A 21,970-nucleotide genomic window follows, 5' to 3' on the forward strand; every position below is an offset into this window, starting at 1 on the left:
AAATCAGCGATTTACTTGGGGAATGTGGGATTAGACGGAGGTCTTAGCAGAGATTTTCGGCTTTGTCCCAAAGATCGGATGTTTGAGCCGCGAGCGTTGCAGATGCCGCTTCGACATGCAAACATTACCGACGCCGACACACGCGTTGTGTGCAGTGCGGGAGAAATCTTGTGAAAAAAAATGATGATAACGCCGCAACAAAAAACGGCGGGACGCGCAAACTCCGGTCCCAGCTCTGGTTCGACAATCCCGATAATCCGGGAATGACGGCCCTCTATCTCGAGCGGTATCTGAATTACGGGCTGACACGGCACGAACTGCAATCCGGCAAACCGATCATCGGCATCGCCCAGACCGGCAACGATCTGTCGCCCTGCAACCGCCATCATATCGAGTTGGCCCAGCGCGTGCGCGAGGGCATCCGCGAGGCCGGCGGCATCGCGATGGAATTTCCGACCCACCCCATTCAGGAAACGGGCAAGCGGCCGACTGCGGCGCTGGACCGCAACCTCGCCTATCTCGGCCTGGTCGAAATCCTGTTCGGCTATCCGCTGGATGGCGTGGTGCTGACCACGGGCTGCGACAAGACCACGCCTGCCTGCATGATGGCGGCTGCGACCGTGAACATTCCCGCGATCGTCCTTTCGGGCGGGCCGATGCTGAACGGCTGGTTCAATGGCGAGCGGACCGGTTCCGGCACCGTGGTCTGGAAATCGCGCGAGGAAATGGCCGCCGGCAAGATCGATTATGACGAGTTCATGGAGATCGTGGCCTCAAGCGCGCCCTCCGTCGGTCACTGCAACACCATGGGCACCGCCTCAACCATGAATTCTCTTGCCGAGGCGCTCGGGTTTTCGCTCCCCGGCTGCGCAGCCATCCCGGCGCCTTATCGCGAACGTGGCCAGATCGCCTATGAGACCGGCAAGCGCGCCGTTGAAATGGTGTGGGAGGATCTGAAGCCGTCCGACTTCCTGACCCGGAAGGCATTCGAGAACTGCATCGTGGTGAACTCGGCCATCGGCGGCTCCACCAATGCTCCGATCCACATCAACGCCCTCGCCCGTCACATCGGCGTGGATCTCTCGATCGAGGACTGGCAGACCATTGGCCACGATGTGCCGCTGCTGGTGAATATGCAGCCCGCAGGCTTCTACCTCGGCGAGGAATATCACCGCGCCGGTGGTGTGCCGTCGGTGGTGCGCGAACTGATGAAACACAAGCGCATCCACGAGGACGCGCTCACCGTCAACGGCAAGACCATGGGCGAGAACTGCAAGGATGCGACCGCTCCGGACAGCGACGTGATCCGTACGTATCACAAGCCCTTGGTGAAGGACGCCGGCTTTATCGTCCTGCGCGGCAACCTGTTCGATTCCGCGATCATGAAGACCAGCGTGATCTCGAAGGAATTCCGCGACCGTTATCTGTCCAATCCGAAAGACCCGGAGGCCTTCGAGGGCCGCGCCATCGTGTTCGAGGGGCCGGAGGACTATCACCACCGGATTGACGATCCGTCGCTCAACATTGACGAGCACTGCATGCTGTTCGTGCGCGGCGTCGGGCCGATCGGCTATCCCGGCGGCGCGGAGGTCGTGAACATGCAGCCGCCCGCGGCGCTGATCAAGAAGGGCATCACGTCGCTGCCCTGCATCGGCGACGGGCGACAGTCCGGCACATCGGGCTCCCCCTCGATCCTCAACGCCTCACCGGAAGCAGCTGCCAATGGCGGGCTTGCGATCCTCAAAACCGGCGACCGGGTACGCATCGACCTCAACAAGGGCGAAGCTAACATCCTGATCTCCGACGCCGAGGTGAAGAAACGTCACGCCGACCTGATGGCCAGCGGCGGTTTCAAGTATCCAAAGAACCAGACGCCATGGCAGGAGCTTTATCGCGACACCGTCGGCCAGCAGGCCACCGGCGCGTGCCTCGAACTCGCAACCCGCTATCGCAACATCGCCGGCACCATCGGCGTGGCGCGCGACAATCATTGAACCTCGCAATGTCATTGCGAGCGAAGCGAAGCAATCCACCTTAGGTAAAATGGATTGCTTCGTCGCTCCGTTCCTCGCAATGACAATCTGAAACGATGGTCACAGGACAGGGAATCGTCACATGTCTGATCGGCTGAAAGGCAAGCGTGCCTTCATCACCGCGGGCGCAGCCGGCATCGGCCGCGCCTGCGCCCTCGCCTTCACCCGCGAAGGCGCGACCGTGATCGCGACCGACGTTGACGAAGCCGGTCTCGCTTCTCTGAAGAAAGAGGGCATCGCCGAGGTCCATAAGCTCGACGTCCGCGACACCGCGGCTGTGAATGCGATGGCATCGAAAGCCGGCAAGGTCGACATCCTGCTCAACGCGGCGGGCTTCGTTCACAACGGCACGGTGCTGGACTGCTCCGATGGCGACTGGGACTTCTCGTTCGACCTCAACGTCAAGTCGATGCACCGGACCATCAGGGCGTTCCTGCCCTCGATGCTGGAGAACGGCAGCGGCTCGATCGTGAACATCGCGTCGGCTGCCGGCGTGTTCAAGGCCGCGCCGAACCGCTATGTCTACAGCGCCACCAAGGCCGCCGTGGCCGCCCTGACCCGCGCCGTCGCGGTCGATTTCATCACCAAGGGCATCCGCTGCAACAGCATTTGCCCCGGCACGATCGAAACGCCATCGATGCTGGGCCGGGCTGCTGCGCTGGGAGCTGGCGGGCGTGACATGTTCGTCAGCCGCCAGCCGATGGGCCGCCTCGGCACGGCCGACGAAATCGCATCACTTGCGGTCTATCTCGCCAGCGACGAAAGCGCCTTCACGACAGGCGTCGCCCACATCATCGACGGCGGCTGGACGCTGTGATTTCGACGCTCCACCAAAAGCGAAATAGAGTGAGTTATTCACCTCTCCCGTGGGGAGAGGTCGGATTGCGAAGCAATCCGGGTGAGGGCGTAGAATCTCTCGATAGATTTAGTGCCCCTCTCCCCGCCAGGGAGAGGGAGCAGTCCGCAGTTGCCGCAGCAATATCCTCGTAAGAAACCTCGGGAGAGCCACCGTGAACAAGATCGACCTCAACGGACGGTTCGCCGTCGTCACCGGCGGCGCGCAGGGCTTTGGCCGCGCCATTACCGAACGTTTCGCCGCCTCCGGCGCGAAGGTCGCGATCTGGGATTTCGACCAGGCTTTGGCCGAGAAAACCGCCAGGGAGGTCGGCGCCGCAGTGACCGTGCTCAAGGTCGATGTCACCGATCCCGCCGCGGTCGAAGCGGCGAAGGATGCCACGCTGAAAGCGTTTGGCCGTATCGACATTCTTGTGAACAACGCAGGCATTGCGGGCGTCAACAAGACCGTTGCCGATCTGTCCTATGACGAATGGCGGCAGGTGATGAAGATCAACCTGGATGGCCCTTTCCTCTGCTGCAAGGCCATCGTGCCGGTGATGCTGAAACACAATTACGGGCGGATCGTGAACATCGCGTCCATCGCAGGCAAGGAAGGCAACCCCAACGCCTCGCACTACTCGGCCTCGAAGGCCGGTGTGATCGCGCTGACCAAATCGCTCGGCAAGGAACTGGCGGGCACCGATATCGCGGTGAACGCCGTGACACCCGCCGCCGCAAAGACCGCGATCTTCGACCAGATGACGCAGCAGCACATCGATTTCATGCTGTCGAAAATTCCGCGCGGGCGATTCCTGAAGGTGGAAGAACTGGCCTCGCTCGTGGCATGGATGGCGTCCGAAGAATGCCTCTACACAACCGGCGCGGTGTTCGACATTTCCGGCGGCCGCGCGACGTATTGAGCCGATCCAACCCTGATCATTTAACCGTCACGGTGATCTTCTTCGAGACAACCGGAGGATCGAAGGGATAGTGTTTGGCGTCGCCGAGCACGAGTTGAAGCGTGTGCTTCCCGGGAGGCAATTCGATGCGCGCCTCGGTCTGTCCCGCGCCGAAATGAAGATGGGACTTGTCTTGCGGGATAGGCTCCTTGGGGTCGAGCGGTTCGTTCACATCGATCAGCAGATGATGGTGCCCGGCGTTGGTAAAGTTGTCGCCGGCGTGGGTAACGCCCATGTTGCGCAAACCGAAGCGGCACCAGAACGCCCCCTTGATCGTCGCACCATCCTGCGGCCAGACGAAATAGAGATACGCATCCTTGCCTGCCGGTGTTCCCTGGGCGTGAACCACAAATGGCAGCAGCGACAGCGCCGCCGACAGCGCGATGGTTCTGATGATCGCCATGACGCCTCCTAACGGGAAAGAGCAACGCGGAAGCCGTGGGTGGGATAGCGCACCCCGACATCATATCGGTCCCGGCTCGCCGGCCGGGCGGAACGCATATCGTTGCGCCACGAACCTGAGCGGATCACGCGCGAGGAACAATCGCCGTCGCTGACCCAGGCCGAGCCGTCGGACGGCGCACCCTGATAGTTCTTGTGCCAGCAGTCCTCGACCCACTGATCGACGCCACCGCCCATATCATGGAGTCCAAACGGATTCGCTTTGAGGCTGCCGACCTTCATCGGCTGCTCGACAGCCGCACCCTCGATGCAGTTTTTGCAGTTGACCATGCCGGGCCGGAACTGATCGCCCCACCAGTATCGTGTTTGGGTGCCGCCACGCGCGGCATATTCCCACTCCGCTTCGCTCGGAAGACGATAGGTCTTTCCCGTCATTTGCGTGAGCCATGCGGCAAACTGCCTGGCATCGTTCCAGTTCACGTCCGTCACGGGTGCGTCTTCCCTGTCCACGGCCACAAACCCGCACGCCTTGGCCGCCGTGCATTCGTTCCATTCCCTCACCGTCACGGGATATTTGCCAATCGCGAATGGCTTGATCGCCACCTGATGAACCGGCTTTTCGGTGATGTCGTCATTGCTGCCCATGGCGAAACTGCCTCCGGGAAGCGAAATCATTTCAGGCTCCTTGATCGGTTGCAGCGAAGGCTGCTGCTTCGTCGCGGGCGCAACTGCCGTGGTTGGCGCCTTTGGTGCGGCCTGAGGGGCAATCGGCGGCGGCGCCGTCTTTGCGACATCGACCGGAGATGGAGATGCCGCAGGCGACGGGCTGGCGAGCTGGCTCTCCGGCCTGACCAAAAGATACCAAAGCGCCCCGCCCGCAACAGCCAGGAGAAGCAAAGTGGCGGCAGCAAGCAATGCAATCACCAATCTGGTCCGGCCTGTCGATATCGCGGACGGATCGGGAAGAACCCGATACACCCGCACCGGGTCCGTAATGTTCTTGACCTGGCGGTCGCCGAGCGACTGATAGCCGCAAACGAGCTTGTGCTTGATCTGTTCGTAGATGCCGCCGGAAATATAGATCTGTCCCGGTGCAGCTATTCCTTCCAGGCGTGCGGCCACGTTCACGCCATCCCCATAAACATCATCATCCTCGATAATGACGTCGCCGAGGTTGACCCCGATGCGGTAAACGATCCAGTGCTCGCGGGGCAGCGACGCATTGCGGCCGACCATGCTTTGCTGAATCACGATGCCGCACCGGACGGCTTCCACCGGACTGTCGAAGATTGCGAGAAATCCATCGCCCGTTGTCTTGACCAGCCTGCCATGATGTTCAGCGATGGTCGGCTCGATCAGGTCGCGTTCAATCCGCTTGACGCGCGCATAAGTCCCGTCTTCATCCATCTGCATCAGGCGGCTGTAACCCGAGATATCGCCTGCGATGATGGCCGCGAGACGGCGCGACGACGCCTCGTGCGAAGACCCTCCGTCGTTGCTCGAATGGATATGATGGATTTCGCCGCGCATGATCAGCGCCTCGCCATCGGAACACGCAACTTTCACGGCGGCGAATGATGTTTCGCCGCTTGGCATCAAGCAGGCGCGAAAGCTACGCTGTACAGCTTGTTCCGACAATCACCTGAAAGATATTCGGCTCGGTTCCCGATAGGTCAGACTGACTGCCGGATAAGGCCGAGGTTTCGCGAACTGCTCTAGTCCGGATCAGACTCGTGACCGTGCAGATAGCCCTTGACCTTGGGGTCCGGCATCAGGATCGCAGCGAGGAACGCGATGCCGCACAGAATGGTTACGTACCAGAAGAAGCTCGATTCGATGCCGTGATCCTTGAACCACAACGCGACGTACTCCGCAGAGCCGCCGAACAGCGCATTCGCGATGGCATAGGCGAAGCCGACGCTGAGCGCCCTCACCTCCGGTGGAAACATCTCCGCTTTCACGACGCCGCTGATCGAGGTGTAAAGCGATACGATCGCCAGTGCGAGGACGATCAGGACATACGCCATGTACGGACTGGTGACGCCGCCGATCGCGTACATCAGCGGCACAACACACAGCGTCGCCAGCAATCCGAATATCCGCATCTGCGTACGGCGACCGATCCTGTCCGACAACGCACCGAACGGCGGCTGCATGATCATGTAGGTGAAAAGAACCGCGCTCATGACGATGTTCACCGTGCGGTGATCCATATGCGCCGAGTTCACCAGATACTTCTGCATATAAGTGGTGAACGTATAGAAGATCAGCGATCCGCCCGCCGTATAGCCGAGCACCAGCAGGAACGGCTTCAGGTGATGGGTGAATATGTTGCGCAGGGTGCCCGCGCCCTCCTGCGAGCGGCTCTTTTCGGACGACGTCTCGTGCAGTGACATCCGCAGATAAAGTGCGACGATGGCACAGAGCGCGCCGATCAGGAACGGAATACGCCAGCCCCACGCGCGCAATTCCGCATCCGTCATCGAAAGCTGAACGACGAGCACGACGAGCGATGCCAGAAGCTGCCCGCCGATCAGGGTGACGTATTGGAACGATGCGTAGAAACCGCGTTTGCCCGGAAGCGAGACCTCGCTCATGTAGGTCGCGGTGGTGCCATATTCGCCGCCGACCGAAAGTCCCTGCACCATGCGGGCCAGCAACAGCAGGATCGGCGCCGCGACGCCAATAGTGTCATGGGTCGGCAGCAGGCCGATGGCGAGCGAGCCTCCGCACATCATCAGGATGGATGTGACCATCGAGGTTTTGCGGCCATATCTGTCGGCGATGGTGCCGAAAATATATCCGCCGATCGGGCGCATCAGAAAGCCGATGGCAAACACCGCAGCGGTTTGCAGCAGTTGCGTGGTCTGGTTGCCCGCGGGAAAGAACGCGTGCGCGAAATAGAGCGCCGTGAACGCGTAAGCGTAGAAATCGTACCATTCGACGAGATTGCCCGATGAACTTCCGACAATGGCCCAGATTCTCCTGCGGCGGTCGGCGTGCTGTTCCGCCGTCAGTGTCATGGTGCTCATCGCTTTCTCCCCTTCGGTGAATGGTTCAAACGAAACGGTGCACTTTCCTGTGGCTCAAGCCTTGCCGGGACCCTCCCGCCGCATGAAATCGAAATCGCAGCCTTCATCGGCCTGCGTGATCGTTTCATGAAAAAGGTGCGCATAGCCGCGCGCGGCCCAGTCGGGCGCCACCGGCTTGGGCAATGCTTTCTGGCGCATCGTCAGTTCGACTTCATCGACCAGAAGATCGATGCGCCGTTTCGCAACATCGAGCCGAATCATGTCGCCAGTCTGCACCAGCGCAAGCGGACCACCCACCGCCGACTCCGGCGTGATGTGCAGAACGATGGTGCCGAATGCTGTGCCGCTCATGCGGGCATCCGAGATTCGCACCATGTCCTTGACGCCGGTGCGCAGGATTTTCTGCGGGATCGGCAGATACCCGGCCTCCGGCATACCCGGCGCGCCCTTCGGGCCGGCATTGCGCAGGACCAGCACGTCATCGGCCTTCACATCGAGATTGGGATCGTCGACACGGAGCGTCATGTCCTCAACCGATTCGAACACCACCGCCCGCCCGGTGTGCTGAAGCAGCTTCGGCGTCGCCGCCGACTGTTTGATGACAGCACCCCGCGGCGCCAGATTGCCGTGCAGCACGGCCATCGCGCCTTCGCGGTTGATTGGATTGTCGCGAGGCCGGATCGCATCCTGCCCCGGAACTTCCTCCGCATTGGCGACGACATCGCGCAGCGTTCCACCCGCGATGGTTTTCGCATCGAGATCGATCAGGTCGCCGAGCTGCTTCATCAGCTTCGGCACGCCACCCGCGTGATGGAAGTGCTCCATATAATGTGCGCCCGACGGCTTGAGATCGATCAGCACTGGCACCTCGCGGCCGAGCTTGTCGAACGCATCGAGGTCGATGCGATGCGGCGTCCGATTGGCTATCGCCGTCAGATGAATCAGCCCGTTGGTCGAGCCGCCGATGGCCTGCAACACCACCTGCGCATTCCTGAGCGCGGCCGGCGTCAGCAGTTCGCTGGGACGCGGGCCTCCGGTCACGGCCATTTCAGCGGCGCGCTTGCCGCTGTGTTCGGCCGAGCGTATTCGCTCGGAATGCGGCGCGGGAATCGTCGCGCTCATCGGCAGCGACAGGCCCAGCGCCTCGGTGACGCAGGCCATGGTGCTGGCGGTGCCCATCACCATGCAGGTGCCGACCGACGGCGCGAGGCGCCCGTTGACAGCCTCGATCTCATCCTGATCTATTTCACCCGCGCGAAACTTGCCCCACATGCGACGGCAATCGGTGCAGGCGCCCAGCACCTCGCCCTTGTGATGCCCGACCACCATCGGCCCCACCGGGATCACCACGGTCGGAAGATCGGCGCTCACCGCCGCCATGATCTGCGCCGGCAGGGTCTTGTCACAACCGCCGATCACGACGATCGCATCCATCGGCTGAGCGCGGATCATCTCTTCGGTATCCATCGCCATCAGGTTGCGCAGATACATCGAGGTCGGATACGAAAAACTCTCGGCAATCGAAATGGTGGGAAACACCATCGGCATCGCACCCGCCAGCATGACGCCCCGCTTCACCGCCTCGATGATCTGCGGGACATTGCCGTGGCAGGGATTATAATCGCTGTAGGTGTTGGTGATGCCGACAATCGGGCGCTCCAGCGCGTCGTCGGAATAGCCCATCGCCTTGATGAAGGCCTTGCGCAGGAACAGCGAAAATCCGGGATCGCCGTAGCTGGTCAGCCCTTTCTTGAGACCCTTTGTCATTCTGTCTTCTCGTCCTGGTGTCCTGAAAGCGTGATCGGCCGCGTCGGCCATTCCTGCGCATGCGCAAGCGTCGCTGCACACAGCGATACCATGAGCGCGATTGCGATCCTTGCGGCGGTCATGCGGCGGAGGCAGGCCGCGCGCGCGACGTGGCGAGGCGCAGCACGTCGAGATAGCTAGGAGCGACGTCAACCCGCTGGATCAGGCCCTTCTCGGTGAGCAGGCGGTGTGCCTCCTCGAGCCGGTAGCACGGCAGATACATGAACAGGTGATGCTCGGCGTGATAGTTCACCCAGTACGGCGCGATCAACGCGCGCTCGACGATGTTCGCATGGGTTGTGCGCGCATGGCTGAATGGATCTGGACCGGTCGAGGTGCAGGCATGCTCGGCAATGTTGCGCACGCGGGTCACCAGCGGAAACCATGTCGCCATCGCGACGACCCAGACGCCGAAGAACCAGATGCCCGCACCGGCCAGCCAGAACAGGCCGAACAAAATCGCGTTGACGCCGAGAAACCGCTGCATGGCGATCCGGCCGCTGGTCAGGAAGTTCTCGGTCTCCTCATCGCGCATCGCGTCCGTCAGCACAGGTTCGCGCCGGGCGAACAGCGCCTTGAATGACGGCGAACGCTGCTTGATGAAGGTTTGCCCGGTGAGGTCGCGGAAAGCCTTGCGGTAGAAGCTGTCCTTTGAAATCGGAAACGGCGCCGATAGCCCAAGATCGGGATCTTCCGGCTGCTGCGTGAACCGGTGATGCTTGAGATGGTAGGTGCGATAGCCCGCCAGCGTCGCACCCACCGGCACGGCGCAGATCCAGTTGCCGACGAACTCGTTGATCTTCTGGTTGGTGTGCAGTCCGCCGTGAGCCGCCTCGTGCATCAGGATCGCCAGCCCAAGTTGCCGCGTGCCGACAATCATCACGGCGGCCAGCCAGATGAACGGGTTCGGCCAGATCGTCACAAGGGCAACGGCGGCGGCGATGGTGCCCCAGCAATGCACGACCAGCCACATGCCGCGCCAGGAGTCACGCGCGGTCAGCCGCGCCCATTCCTCGGCAGAAAAGATCGTCTTGGGATCGACACGTTCAACGGCCGGCATGGCGTCCTCCCTGCGGTCGATTTTGCCTCGACTCTTCAGGCTACATCGTAGCGCCTAATACCCATGGCGCAAATTCCGCAGCGCCAAAATCGAACGCCTCGCTCTTGGTCTGTTCTCCGGAGGCGACCCGCAGAATCAGGTCGAAAATACGCTGGCCGCATTGCTGCACGGTTTCGTCACCGTCCAGGATGGTTCCGCAGTTGACGTCCATGTCGTCTTCCATGCGGCGGAACATCGGCGTGTTGGTCGCGAGCTTGATCGACGGTGACGGCTTGCAGCCGAACACACTGCCGCGCCCTGTGGTGAAACAGACGAGGTTCGCACCGCCCGCCACCTGCCCCGTGGCGGCCACCGGATCGAAGCCCGGCGTATCCATGAAGGTGAAGCCTTTTTTGGTGACCGGCTCGGCATAGCCGACCACATCGACGAGGTTGGTGCTGCCGGCCTTGGCCATCGCGCCGAGGGACTTTTCAAGAATGGTGGTGAGACCACCGGCCTTGTTGCCGGGGCTGGGGTTGGAATCCATCTCCGCGCCGTTGCGCTGCGTGTAGTCTTCCCACCACCGCATCAACGCGACAAGTTTCTCGCCGACTTCAGGACTGACCGCTCGGCGTGTGAGAAGGTGCTCCGCGCCATAGGTCTCAGGCGTCTCGGAGAGGATCACCGAGCCGCCATGGCGCACCAAGAGATCGCTCGCCGCGCCCAGCGCCGGGTTGGCCGACACACCGGAGTAACCGTCCGAGCCACCGCATTGAAGCGCGACTGTCAGTTCACTCGCCGGACATGGCTCCCGCTTGATGTTGTTCGATTCCGCCAGCACTTCGCGCACGAACGCGACCGCCTTCTCCACCGTCTTGCGCGAACCGCCGACATCCTGAATGTCCAGCGATCGCAGGCGTCCCGCCAGCCTCTGTTCTTCCAGAAATCCGCCGATCTGGTTCATTTCGCAGCCAAGACCGAGAATGATCACATGCGAAAAATTCACATGGCGCGCGTAGCCGCCGAGCGTGCGGCGAAGCACCGTCAGCGGCTCAAGCTGGGTCATGCCGCAACCGGTCTTGTGGGTCAGCGCGACAACGCCATCGACGTTCGGGAACGCCGCCAGCGGATCGTGACCCGTGAACGGATTTTTCTTGAACACATCGGCGACGAGCCCCGCGACATGCGCGCTGCAATTCACCGAAGTCAGAATGCCAATGTAATTGCGTGTCGCCACGCGGCCGTCGGGACGGCGGATGCCCTGAAACGTCGCAGGCAGATCGAAGTTCGGCGTCGGCTTGACGTCCACGCCATAGGCATAGTCCTTGGAGAACTCACCCATCCCGATGTTCTGCACATGGACATGCTGGCCCGGCGCGATCGGAACGGTGGCAAAACCGATGATCTGACCGTAGCGCATCACCGGCTCGCCGACGGCGATCGGCTTCACCGCCACCTTGTGGCCCGCGGGAATGCGTTCGGTCGCGGCGACACCCTGCGCCACTTCGGCGCCAGGCAGCAGCGCCGTCCGCGCAATCACCACGCTGTCATCGGAGTGAAGACGGATTACGGGTGTCGCGGCCATGGTTGTTATCCTTGTTTAGCTCTGGCGTCTTTCACCTCTCCCCGTTTACGGGGAGAGGTCTGAGACAGAGCGTAGCTCCGGGTGAGGGGCAATTGCACGTTAGGCAGAATGGCCCCTCACCCGCTCGCTTCGCTGGGAACCTCTCCCCGCAGGCGGGGAGAGGTGAAGATGCTACGCCTTGCCGCCGGAGTTCTTCCGCGTCTCGGCGATGTGGCTCTTGGCGGACATCGCGAGCAACCCGCTGTCATTCATGATCGTCACCAGCTTGAACCCGCGCTCGATGGCAAGTGCGGCGCCCGGCGCGCCGCTGCAATGAATGCCGGGGAAAATGCCGCGCTTGTCGCATTCCTTCACGATCCGCTCATAGATCTTGATGATTTCCGGTTCGGTCCGGTCGAGCGTCGGATGCAGGCCATAGGAAAAGCCGAGATCGGACGGGCCGATATAGACGCCGGCAATGCCCTTCACGTCGAGGATCGCTTCGAGATTTTCGACCGCGGTCTTGGTCTCGATCATCGGAATGCAGAGCGTCTCTTCATTGGCCGTCTGCTGATAGGTACCCGCTGAACCATACATCATGGCGCGGATCGGTCCGTTGCTGCGGGTGCCGCGGGGCGGATACTTCGCATACTGCACGAAGCGTTCGGCTTCCTCTTTCGTGTTGATCATCGGACAGATGACCCCGTAAGCGCCGCCGTCGAGCACCTTGCCGATGATGCCGGGCTCATTCCACGGCACGCGCACCATCGGTGTCACCGGATGCGCCTGCATCGCCTGGAAGCACTGGATCATCGACTGATAATCCTGCACGCCGTGCTGCATATCGACGGTGACGCTGTCGAAACCGCACTGCGCCATCACCTCGGCAGAAAAGCCGGAGGGGATCGCAAGCCAGCCGTTGACCACCACCTTGCCCGCAGCCCAGATTTCCATGACCTTGTTTGCCATACGATCGTTTCCCGTTTCTGTTTTGATTGTTGTTGCTTGGTTTGGACGCGGGTCATGCATGAGATGCCCTCCGGCTAAACCTGATCCTCGACCTATCCGGTCGCCTTGGCAACGGCGGCGTCATCGATACCGACCGACCGCGCCGTTGCCGTGATGGAATTCCATGTCTCGTCGGTCAGGGGCACCCCGTTTTTGGTGCGCTCCGCGCGCGTGGCCGCTTCCGGCTCGCCCGGAATCAGCACCGCATCGTGCCCCTGCGCCAGCTTGCTGTCCTTGAAATAGGCGATGTACCGGGCGACTTCCCCATCGAAGAAATGCGCGGGGTCGACCACCTTCGGATCGATGAAGATCGCCAGCATGCCGTTGGAGAAACGCCGGTCGGTCTTGGTCGCACCGTTGCCGGTCAGCGCGCCGCCGAGCAGTTCGCACATCAGCGCGAGGCCCGAGCCCTTGTGCTCGCCGAATGCGCGGATCGCGCCCTTGCCCTGTGCATGGACACGCGGGCCATCGGCTTCATAAGGCCCGTAAAGCACATGCGGGTCTTCGCTGAGCGTGCCATCCTGATCGACCAGCGCGCCCTTCGGCAGCTTCTTGCCGCCGCGGCTCGCCACCATCACCTTGCCTTCGGCAACGATGGAGGTTGCAAAATCCAGCACCACCGGCCCTTGTCCGGGGCGCGGAATGCCGACGCAATAAGGCGCAGTGGAGAGCTTGCGCGCGACACCCCCATAAGGCGCGACCAGCACCGAGCCCGCTGCATTGACGAAGAAGATCGAGACCAGACCTTCCGCCGCCGCCATTTCCGCCCAGTCGCCGACGCGCCCGAGGTGACCTGAATTCTTCAGCGTCATCGCGGAGAGACCAACGGCCTTGCATTTGTCGATGCCGACTCTCACGGCTTGCGGCGTCACTGTTTGCCCATAGCCGAAGCCGCCATCGACCACCGCGATCGACGGCGTGTCGACCACCAGCTTGATGGTCTGGTCGGGAATGATCGCGCCCTCTTTCACCCACTTCACATACTGCGGCACGCGGATGACGCCGTGGCTGTCGTGGCCGGTGAGGTTCGCTGTCGTCAAATACATAGCGATGCGATCCGCCTCAGCTTTCGAGGAGCCGGCACGGGAGAAGATGTCAGATACGAAGCCGATCAGCTTCTGGGAGTTGATTGTTACCATCGTTAAACAGCTGCCTTGGTATGGCCGCCTAGATAAGCGGCTCTGATTGCTTCGTTGCTCCACAGTTCGTCGGGTTTCCCGCCGAGAGCAAGACGGCCCGTTTCCAGCACGTAGCCGTAGTCGGCGACGGACAATCCCATTCGCGCATTTTGCTCGACAAGTAAAACAGTCGTTTCCTTGCGGATTTCGGCGATGATCCGGAACACGGCCTGCACGATCACCGGCGCAAGGCCGAGCGACGGCTCATCAAGCAACAAGAGCCGCGGCTTTGCCATCAGCCCGCGCGCCACCGCCACCATCTGCAACTGCCCGCCGGACAGTGTCCAGCCGAGCTTGTCGGAAAACGCGCGGATATCGGGGAACAGATCGAACATCGCATCGGCTTCGCGCGACAGTTGCGCTTTCGCGACCCGGCGATTCGACGCGCCGAGCATAATATTTTCTTTCACGGTGAGGCCGGGAAACACCCGCCGCCCCTCCGGAACGTGCGAAATACCGAGACGCACGATAGCTTCCGGCCCGAGGCCCACAATCGACTTGCCGTCGAACAGGATTTCCCCGGCCGCCGGCTTGGCGAGGCCTGATATCGCACGCAGCGTGGTGGACTTGCCCGCCCCGTTGGAGCCGAGCAGCGTCACCACCTGCCCCTGCTCCACCTTCAGTGAAATGCCCCGCAACGCTTCGATTTCGCCGTAGAGCACAATGAGGTCGTTGATCTCGAGCAAAGCCATGACTCACTCCGTCCCGAGATAAGCGGAAATAACATCGGGATGCTGCAACACCGCCAGCGACTCGCCGTCGGCAATGCGTTTGCCGAAGTTGAGCACGGTGATGTGCTGCGCCGCCTCGCGCACCAGCGTCATGTCGTGATCGATGATGAGAATGGTGAGCCCTTGCGCTGCGATGCGCTTGAGCAGGTCATGCAGTTCGACCTTCTCGCTGGAGTTCAGACCGGCCGCAGGTTCGTCCAGCAGCAACAGCGTTGGATTTCCCGCCAGTGCGCGGGCGATCTCGATCAGGCGCTGGTGGCCATAGGAGAAGCTGGATACCAGTTCGTTGGCCCGCCCGCCGAGGCCGACGAACGTCAGCGCCGACATCGCCCGCTGCGTCAGCGCGTCCTGACCGCCCTCGCCGATCAGCGTATTGCCCGGACGCTCCGCGCCGATCACCACGTTTTCCAGCGCGCTCATCGAACGGAACAGCCGGATATTCTGGAAGGTTCGACCGAGGCCTGCCGCCGTGCGCTGGTGCGCGGGCATGTCGGTCACGTCGGTGCCGTCGAGGACGATCCTGCCGGCGGTCGTCTTGTAGAGGCCGGACAGCATATTGAGTGTGGTGGTCTTGCCCGAACCATTCGGTCCGATCAGCGCGTGGACGCTGCCCCGGCGCACGGAGAGATCGACCTTGTCGACGGCCTTCAGACCGCCGAAGTGCTTCGACAGGCCGGTGACTTCAAGCACCATGTCGCCACCGATCCTGGCCGGTGCAAGTTGCAGCGCGGGGCTAGCAATCTGCGGCGGCGACCTCGCCCGCCATTTGGTGATGATCTCCTGAACGAACCCCCAGATGCCGTCCGGCATGAAGCGCACAATCAGGATCACGAACAGTCCGTAGATCGCCAGATACAGTCCCGGAATGTTCTTCAGGAAGCGTAGCCATTCCGGAATCAGGATCAGCAACCCGGTGCCGATCACGGCGCCGATTGGCGATCCGACGCCGCCCAGCAGCGCCATGGTGAGGAAGACGATCGATTCCGCGAAGGAGAACTGGTCCGGACTGACATAGGAGAAGCCGCCGGCGAACAGCCCGCCGCCGATTCCGCCAAGCAGCGCAGACAACGCAAACGCCGCGACCTTGGTGCGGAAGATATCGATGCCCGCGACGCCCGCAGCGAGTTCATTGTCACGTACCGCGCGCATGGCGCGGCCGATCCGCGTATCCGGCAGATGCCAGACGAGATAGCCGATCACCGCGAGCGCCGCGACGCAGAACGCGAGAAACGACTGCTGCGACTGGAACAGCGCCGGCCGTCCGATTTTCGAGATGCCGTCGGGGCCGCGCGTCAGCCAGATCGCATTAATCATGACCAGCGAGACAATCTGCTGGAACGAGATCGTGACCATGGCGAGGTAATGGCCGCCAAGCTTGAGCGTGCTCATGCCCAGCAGCGCTCCGGCGGCCAGCGCCAGCAGCGAACCTGCCACAAGACATATCCAGAAGTTGATCTGGTAGTCGGCAGTCCCGAGACCGACCGCATAGGCGCCCAGTCCGAAAAATGCCGCCTGCGCCAGATTGATCTGCCCGCACAGCCCGAGCACGACCGTCAGACCGAACACGGCGATGGCAAACGTGGCCGCCTGCATCAGGATGTTGAGCACGTAACCATCGAAGTTCATCGTCGCCGCGGCAAACACGGCGATCGCGGCGACGACAAAATATGGCAGATGCCGCAGCACCAGGGGCGTCGAGCGCAGGGTGGCGGTAACCGTATGTTCTGGCTCGGCATGCTCATGCTTTTTCCGCCACGCGTTCGCCGAAGATGCCTTGCGGACGGAAGACCAAGAACAGGATCAGCACAAGGAACGCGAATGCATCCTTGTACGGAACCGACACATAAGCCGCGCCGAAGGTCTCGATGATGCCGAGCGCGATCCCGCCGATGATTGCGCCGGTCACATCGCCGAAGCCGCCGATGATCGTGGCCGCGAATGCCTTCAGCGCAATCGTCGCGCCCATCTGGATCGAGACGAACAGGATCGGCGCGACCAGGATGCCGGCCAGCCCGCCAAGCACCGCGGAATAGATGAAGGTGATCATGATCATGCTCGACACCGAGATGCCGAGAAGCGACGCCATTTCCTTGTCCTGCGACGTCGCCTGAAGCTTCTTGCCGAGCATCGTGTGCTCGAAGAACCAGTAGTTCAGGATCACCAGCGCAATGGTCACGGCGATGATCAGCAGATACTGGCTGTCGAGATAGACCGGCCCGAGTTGAATGCCCGGTGTCTCAAACCACCCCTCCAGCACCTGCGGCGCCGGTCCGTAGATCGCCAGTACCGAATTCGCCAGAAAGATCGATGCGCCGATGGTGGCGATGATGACCGGCAGAAAGGTGCGGTGACGCAGCGGATAGTACACGCCGAGATTGAAGATCACGCCGAATAGCGCCATGCCGCCCAGCGCTATCAGAAATGACAGCCAGTACGGCCATTGCAGATCGACCGCGAACACCACCATCAGGAATGCCGCCACCATCGAGAACTCGCCCTGCGCGAAATTCACGACGTTGGTCGCGCGGAAAATCAGCACGAAGCCGAGCGCCACCAGCGCATACACGGAGCCGATGCCGATGCCCGTAAAGAGCAGTTGAAGAATCTGATCCATATGAGGCTCGCTCAAGAGAGACGGGGCACGTTGCTGGCGGCGTCATTGCGAGGAGCGAAGCGACGAAGCAATCCATCCTTCTTTTGCTTTGGATTGCTTCGCTTCGCTCGCAATGACGGCGGCGGGCTCGTGCACAACTGGCGAAACGCCGCCGACATAGTGTCTATCGCTTCGCTTCGATATGCTTCTCGAAGACGATGTTGCCCTTGTCGTTCTTCACGATGTTGTAGCCGTGAAGGCCGTCGCCGTTTTCATCGAAGTTGTACTGGCCTTCCGCGCCTTCGAATCCCTTGATCGCGAGGATCGCAGAACGGACCTTTTCCGGCTCGGTGGACTTTGCGGTGTTCATCGCCTTGGCGAGCACGGTGACGGCGTCATAGGTCCATGCGCTCTGATTGTCCGGCGCAAGCTTGTAGGCATCGCGATAGGCCTTGCCGTAGGCCTTGGCCGTCGGACTGGACTCTTCCGCATAATCCGCGACACCGTAGGTTCCGTAGAGCGACGCACCCGCAAGGCGGGTCGAGGATACGCCGACGATGGACGGCGAGCCGACCCACGGAATGTTGACGCCGAGCTGGCGCAACTGGCGCGCGAAGATGCCGAGATCGTTCTCGAACGTGAAGTAAGAACCGAGAACGTCCGCACCGGACTGCTTGATCGCCAGCACCACCGGGGTGAAGTCCTGACTCTGGTTGGCATAACCCTGATCGAGCACCGGCGTGATGCCGAGCTTGCTCAGTCCCTCGGTCAGCGCCTTGCCGCCCGCCGTGCCGAACGCGTCGGTGGAATGCAGCACCGCCCACTTCTTCTTGCCGAGCGTGTTGCTGCCGTAGTCGGCGATCACGCTGCCGGAATAGCTGTCGTTCGGGCGGAAGCGGAACAGCCACTTGTTGCCCATATGGGTCAGGTTCGGATCGGTTCCACCGATCGCCATCGGCTTGCCGAGCTTCAGGACATCCGGCGCCATGGCATGCACCTGCGTCGAGCGGATCGAGCCGAGGAACGCAACGATATCCTGCTGCGCGGCGAGCTTGGAGAATGCGAGCACGACACCGGGATTGGTGGTCTGGTCGTCTTCGGTGATGAGTTCAACCTGCTTGCCAAGAACGCCGCCTGCCTTGTTGACGGCCTCGAGCGCCAGCTTTGCGCCGTTCAAGGCGAACTTTCCCTGCTCGGCGGCGGAGCCGGTGACTGGAAGGACCATACCGATCTTGATGGTCGCGCCCTGAGCCCCGGCACTTCTTATCAACGAAGGCGCTGCAAGGACCGCACCAACGCCAACGGAAAACTCACGTCTCGTCAATTTCATCGTCGTCCTCCCAAATGGCCGTGCTTTTTTCCGCCGGCCTTGGACAGGATTAGAAGTCCGAAAAACGAGATTGTCTACCGCTCCAGGGAGGAAATATCCCAAACATCCGATCATTGCACCGCAGCGCGCGGAACGCCCGAAAAGCGCCGAACGCAGCCTGACGAGCCGATGTCACAAGACTTACACGCAGCCCGGCACCGCTATTTTCTCGTTTTGGTGCACCGCGCCACATTTTCCAGTGAACCAAAGCGTGGTATGAGCGACAAATACTTATCGCCCGCTAACGATGGTGTTTAGAGATGTCTTTCCCGGTGTCGTGTTTTGATTTTCGTGGTTTCCGCGGTGCTGCCCTGGCCGCCGCATTCCTGATGGCTCCCGCGCTCGCACAGGCCGAGCCCGCGCCATTTGCCAATTATGCAGGCAACTGGTCCGGCAACGGCACGATTACCATCGCCGAAGGCGGTACCGAGCGTATCCGCTGCCGCGGCACCTATACGGTGGATGGTAGCGGCAACAACCTGCACCAGGTGCTCCGCTGCGCCAGTGACAGCTACAAGTTCGAACTGACCAGCGACATCGCAGCACGGGGCGGCAATATCACAGGCTCCTGGAGCGAAGCCAGCCGCGGCGTCAACGGCAGCGTCGAGGGCAGCATCGCGAACGGTCAGGTCACCGCACTGGTCCAGACCAACGGCTATGCAGCGACCTTCAACGTGGTGACGCGCGGCAACCGGCAGTCGGTCAACATCAGTTCCAAGGGCGAACTGCGCGGCGTGACCATCAGCCTCGCGAAGAGCAACTAAAGCCCGGAATTTAAAAAGGCCCGCCGATCATGATCGGCGGGCCTTTTGCTGTCTGGAATCGAGGGGCGTCTCGCCTACTTCCTGCCCCATGCCGCCTTGATGCGGTGAGACGTGCTGATCAGCCACATCGCCGTCGGCCGCAAAATGAAGAGATCGGCGATCAGCGCCGCGATCATGGCGAAGGCGCTGAGCCATCCGAACAGGCGCAGCGACGGCAGATCGGAAAACACCGTCACAACCAATCCGCAGGCCAGCACCACCGTGGTCAGGATCAAGGCTGGGCCGACCAGAACCGTGGCGCGTTCGACCGCCTGCGCCTCGTCGACACCCGGCTTTTCTTCCAGCCGCAAGCGGTTGAGGAAGTGAATTGTCGCACTCAATCCCAACCCGAACGACACCGTCAACGCGACCACACTGGCGAATTGCAGCCCCTCGCCCAGAAACCACAACACGGTGCCCGAGAGAACCACCGGGAAAATACCGGGCAGGATGCTCGCGAACATCACCACCACCGAGCGGAACGCCAGACCGATAAAGGCCGCCACCAGAATAAACTCGATGGTCAGGCCATGATTGAGCTTGCCGATCATGCTGGCGCTGTTGCGCGCGGCGATGGCCGACAGGCCCGTCACCGCGATATTGTAACCGGGGTGAGCGCTGCGGACCGCGCCCATCGCGGCGTCGAGCTTCTCGACCGTCGGCAGAATCTGGCTCGAGTCGAGGTCAGGCACGCGCCCCGACACCACGACCGCGTCCTGCTGCTCGGAAATGAAGCGCCGGACCAGATAGGCCGGCAACAGGTCAACGTATTCTTTCAGGATCGCCACGTCCGAACGGCCGGCCTTTTCCGCCAGCCAGCGGCGCAGCGTCTCGATCGACCAGACGTTGCCGACTCCCGCCTGCTTCTCGATGATCGAGTGAACGGCGGCGATGGTATCGAGCGTTTCCTGATCGTAGAGCGACTTGCCCTTCGGAAACTCGATCAGCACGTCGATCGGGTTGGCGCCGGTCAGCTTGGCATCGAGACGGCTTGAGGCTTCGACGGCCTGCTGCTTGTCCGGCACCTGATCGGCCAGCCGATATCTGGGCTCAAGGCTCGCATAGATGATGCCGAGACCAACGACCACGACCAGTGCAATCAGGCTGAAAAGACCGGGATGACCGACCATGCGCTTGGCGATCCACGCGCAGAACGCGCGCAGCGCTTCCACGCCCCGGTCTGCGCCCTTGATCTTGGTCGCGAGCAGATTCTCTTTCCGGACCAGCAGAACGCCGAACACCGGCACCAGCGACAGCACGGCAATCAGCGCGATGATCGTCGCCATCAATCCGGCTTCGCCGAAAGTGCGGATCAGGTCGGAGTCGGAAAACTGCAGGGCAAGGAACGACAGCGCCGCCGTGCCGTGGGTCAGCACGCAGGCCGGTCCGACCACCAGCACGGCATTACGAAACGCCGTGTACTTGTCCTCACCCGCAATCAGCCGGTCGCGCGCGGCGAAAGTGAGCTGCATCGAGTCGGCGAAACTGATCACCATGATCAGCGGCGTCATCACGTTCAGGAACATGTTGAGGCTGAAGCCGAGCCAGCCCAGCGTGCCGATCGACAGCAGGATCGCCAGCAGCGGCGGAAATGCCGCGACGATCATGAACGAAACGCGACGGAAGAAGATGATCGCGATGATACAGCCGGCCAGAATGCCCGCGATGTTGTAGGTCAAACCGTCCCGCTCGACCGCGTTGCGGATTTCGAGCTGCATGACCGGCACACCGGACAACTGGCTGCTGAGGCCGGTATCCGCGAGGTCTTCGGTCATCAGCTTGCGGACTTCGCCGATGGTGGCGTTGAGACCCTTGTTGCCGACGATCTTCGGGTCCAGCGCCAGCACGATCAGGGCAAGCGTGCCGTCGTCCGACAGCAGTTTACCCTTGATGACTTCGTTTTCCTTTACGCGCTTGATGAAGGCATCATATGCGGCGCCTTCCGGCAGCGTTTCAGGAAACAGGGCTGCGGGAAGCCGTCCGCCCTCGGGCGGCTGCCGGGCGGAGAACAGCGAGATGATGCCGCGCGTCCCGTCGACGAGTTGCAGATCGGTGACCAGATCGCGCAACTTTTCGAGCGAGGCGCGCTCCAGCAGCGACTTTCCTTCCACCACCACCAGCACATCGTATTCGCTGGACGGGAAGCGCTTGGTGACCTCTTCGTACTGCTTGTATTCGGGGGTGTCGGAGCGGAACAGCTGGCTCAGCGAGTCGTCGATCTTGATGCGCTGGATGCCGAACACCGCGACCACGCACAGCGCGAGCAGGATGACCGCCGCCGTACGGGGCGCGCGCAGCGCAATCAGCCCGATCCGTTCCAGGCCGAACGCAATGCTGAAGTGTTTTTTTCCGGAATCGCTGTGAGCGGGCTCTTTTGAAATCTGATGCAACGGGACTGTTCCGATTCGAAGGTAAGCCGACGTTTTGTCTAGCAGATTTCCCCGGCGTGGTGGTTCGCAAGTCCGCTTTATTTCCACCGCGCGCTCTTGACGCGCCCCGCCATGACGGGAATGCAACACCCGCCATGGGGCCAAATTTGCCCCAAAATGCGGCAAACTGGCTCGTCATATCCATGCGGAAACCGAGCCGAATACCGGTTTTTGCGCGCCGCCCGGT

At 61.7% G+C, this 21,970-nt stretch carries 16 protein-coding genes and 1 pseudogene; 4 read left to right on the plus strand and 13 right to left on the minus strand.

Translation table 11 applies throughout. From position 1 onward, the window contains the following. The first annotated feature begins 170 nt into the window (after positions 1-170). From I554_RS0100005 to I554_RS0100015, 3 genes are all read left to right on the plus strand, one after another. Positions 171-1,994, plus strand: a complete 1,824-nt coding sequence (locus I554_RS0100005) for an IlvD/Edd family dehydratase (RefSeq protein ID WP_024573894.1) — start codon at positions 171-173, stop codon at positions 1,992-1,994. Positions 1,995-2,115: 121 nt separating this feature from the next. After that, complete coding sequence (locus I554_RS0100010; RefSeq protein ID WP_024573893.1) at positions 2,116-2,850, plus strand: SDR family oxidoreductase; 735 nt, start codon at positions 2,116-2,118, stop codon at positions 2,848-2,850. A gap of 193 nt (positions 2,851-3,043) precedes the next feature. Continuing rightward, positions 3,044-3,790: an SDR family NAD(P)-dependent oxidoreductase gene (locus I554_RS0100015; protein ID WP_024573892.1), complete on the plus strand. Its 747-nt coding sequence runs from the start codon at positions 3,044-3,046 to the stop codon at positions 3,788-3,790. Positions 3,791-3,806: 16 nt separating this feature from the next. On the opposite strand, the gene I554_RS0100020 is transcribed toward I554_RS0100015, so the two are convergent. The 12 genes and pseudogenes from I554_RS0100020 to I554_RS0100080 form a co-directional block, all read right to left on the minus strand. Next, positions 3,807-4,232, minus strand: coding sequence for a DUF4399 domain-containing protein (locus tag I554_RS0100020; protein ID WP_024573891.1), 426 nt, complete (start codon positions 4,230-4,232; stop codon positions 3,807-3,809). An 8-nt stretch (positions 4,233-4,240) separates the two neighbouring features. Further along, positions 4,241-5,644: an SUMF1/EgtB/PvdO family nonheme iron enzyme gene (locus tag I554_RS0100025; protein ID WP_192817747.1), complete on the minus strand. Its 1,404-nt coding sequence runs from the start codon at positions 5,642-5,644 to the stop codon at positions 4,241-4,243. A 302-nt stretch (positions 5,645-5,946) separates the two neighbouring features. Further along, on the minus strand, positions 5,947-7,263 hold the full coding sequence (locus tag I554_RS0100030) for an MFS family transporter (RefSeq protein WP_024573889.1): 1,317 nt from the start codon (positions 7,261-7,263) through the stop codon (positions 5,947-5,949). Between the two features lie 54 nt (positions 7,264-7,317). Continuing rightward, complete coding sequence (locus tag I554_RS0100035) at positions 7,318-9,030, minus strand: IlvD/Edd family dehydratase (RefSeq protein WP_024573888.1); 1,713 nt, start codon at positions 9,028-9,030, stop codon at positions 7,318-7,320. Positions 9,031-9,148: 118 nt separating this feature from the next. Further along, entirely contained in the window at positions 9,149-10,129 is a 981-nt protein-coding gene (locus I554_RS0100045; RefSeq protein ID WP_024573887.1) for a fatty acid desaturase family protein, read from the minus strand. 40 nt (positions 10,130-10,169) lie between these two features. Then, positions 10,170-11,693 carry an altronate dehydratase family protein gene (locus I554_RS0100050; RefSeq protein WP_024573886.1) on the minus strand — a complete coding sequence of 508 codons (1,524 nt, stop codon included), beginning with the start codon at positions 11,691-11,693 and terminating at the stop codon, positions 10,170-10,172. A gap of 171 nt (positions 11,694-11,864) precedes the next feature. Further along, complete coding sequence (locus tag I554_RS0100055) at positions 11,865-12,641, minus strand: aldolase/citrate lyase family protein (RefSeq protein ID WP_024573885.1); 777 nt, start codon at positions 12,639-12,641, stop codon at positions 11,865-11,867. 92 nt (positions 12,642-12,733) lie between these two features. After that, positions 12,734-13,819, minus strand: a complete 1,086-nt coding sequence (locus tag I554_RS0100060; RefSeq protein ID WP_024573884.1) for a malate/lactate/ureidoglycolate dehydrogenase — start codon at positions 13,817-13,819, stop codon at positions 12,734-12,736. Between the two features lie 2 nt (positions 13,820-13,821). Beyond that, on the minus strand, positions 13,822-14,550 hold the full coding sequence (locus I554_RS0100065; protein ID WP_024573883.1) for an ABC transporter ATP-binding protein: 729 nt from the start codon (positions 14,548-14,550) through the stop codon (positions 13,822-13,824). 3 nt (positions 14,551-14,553) lie between these two features. Then, positions 14,554-16,331: pseudogene (locus I554_RS25355) on the minus strand (branched-chain amino acid ABC transporter ATP-binding protein/permease). After that, entirely contained in the window at positions 16,328-17,203 is an 876-nt protein-coding gene (locus tag I554_RS0100075) for a branched-chain amino acid ABC transporter permease (protein WP_024573882.1), read from the minus strand. Before I554_RS0100075 ends, I554_RS25355 begins: the two are co-directional and overlap by 4 nt. A gap of 163 nt (positions 17,204-17,366) precedes the next feature. Then, positions 17,367-18,512 carry an ABC transporter substrate-binding protein gene (locus tag I554_RS0100080; RefSeq protein ID WP_024573881.1) on the minus strand — a complete coding sequence of 382 codons (1,146 nt, stop codon included), beginning with the start codon at positions 18,510-18,512 and terminating at the stop codon, positions 17,367-17,369. 299 nt (positions 18,513-18,811) lie between these two features. Here I554_RS0100080 and I554_RS0100085 point away from each other — a divergent pair, with 299 nt between their 5' ends. Further along, positions 18,812-19,315 carry a hypothetical protein gene (locus I554_RS0100085; RefSeq protein ID WP_024573880.1) on the plus strand — a complete coding sequence of 168 codons (504 nt, stop codon included), beginning with the start codon at positions 18,812-18,814 and terminating at the stop codon, positions 19,313-19,315. A 74-nt stretch (positions 19,316-19,389) separates the two neighbouring features. On the opposite strand, the gene I554_RS0100090 is transcribed toward I554_RS0100085, so the two are convergent. Beyond that, positions 19,390-21,744 carry an MMPL family transporter gene (locus tag I554_RS0100090; RefSeq protein ID WP_024573879.1) on the minus strand — a complete coding sequence of 785 codons (2,355 nt, stop codon included), beginning with the start codon at positions 21,742-21,744 and terminating at the stop codon, positions 19,390-19,392. Positions 21,745-21,970: the final 226 nt, after the last annotated feature.

The sequence above is a fragment of the Afipia sp. OHSU_II-C1 genome, assembly GCF_000497575.1.
Classification (GTDB): domain Bacteria; phylum Pseudomonadota; class Alphaproteobacteria; order Rhizobiales; family Xanthobacteraceae; genus Afipia.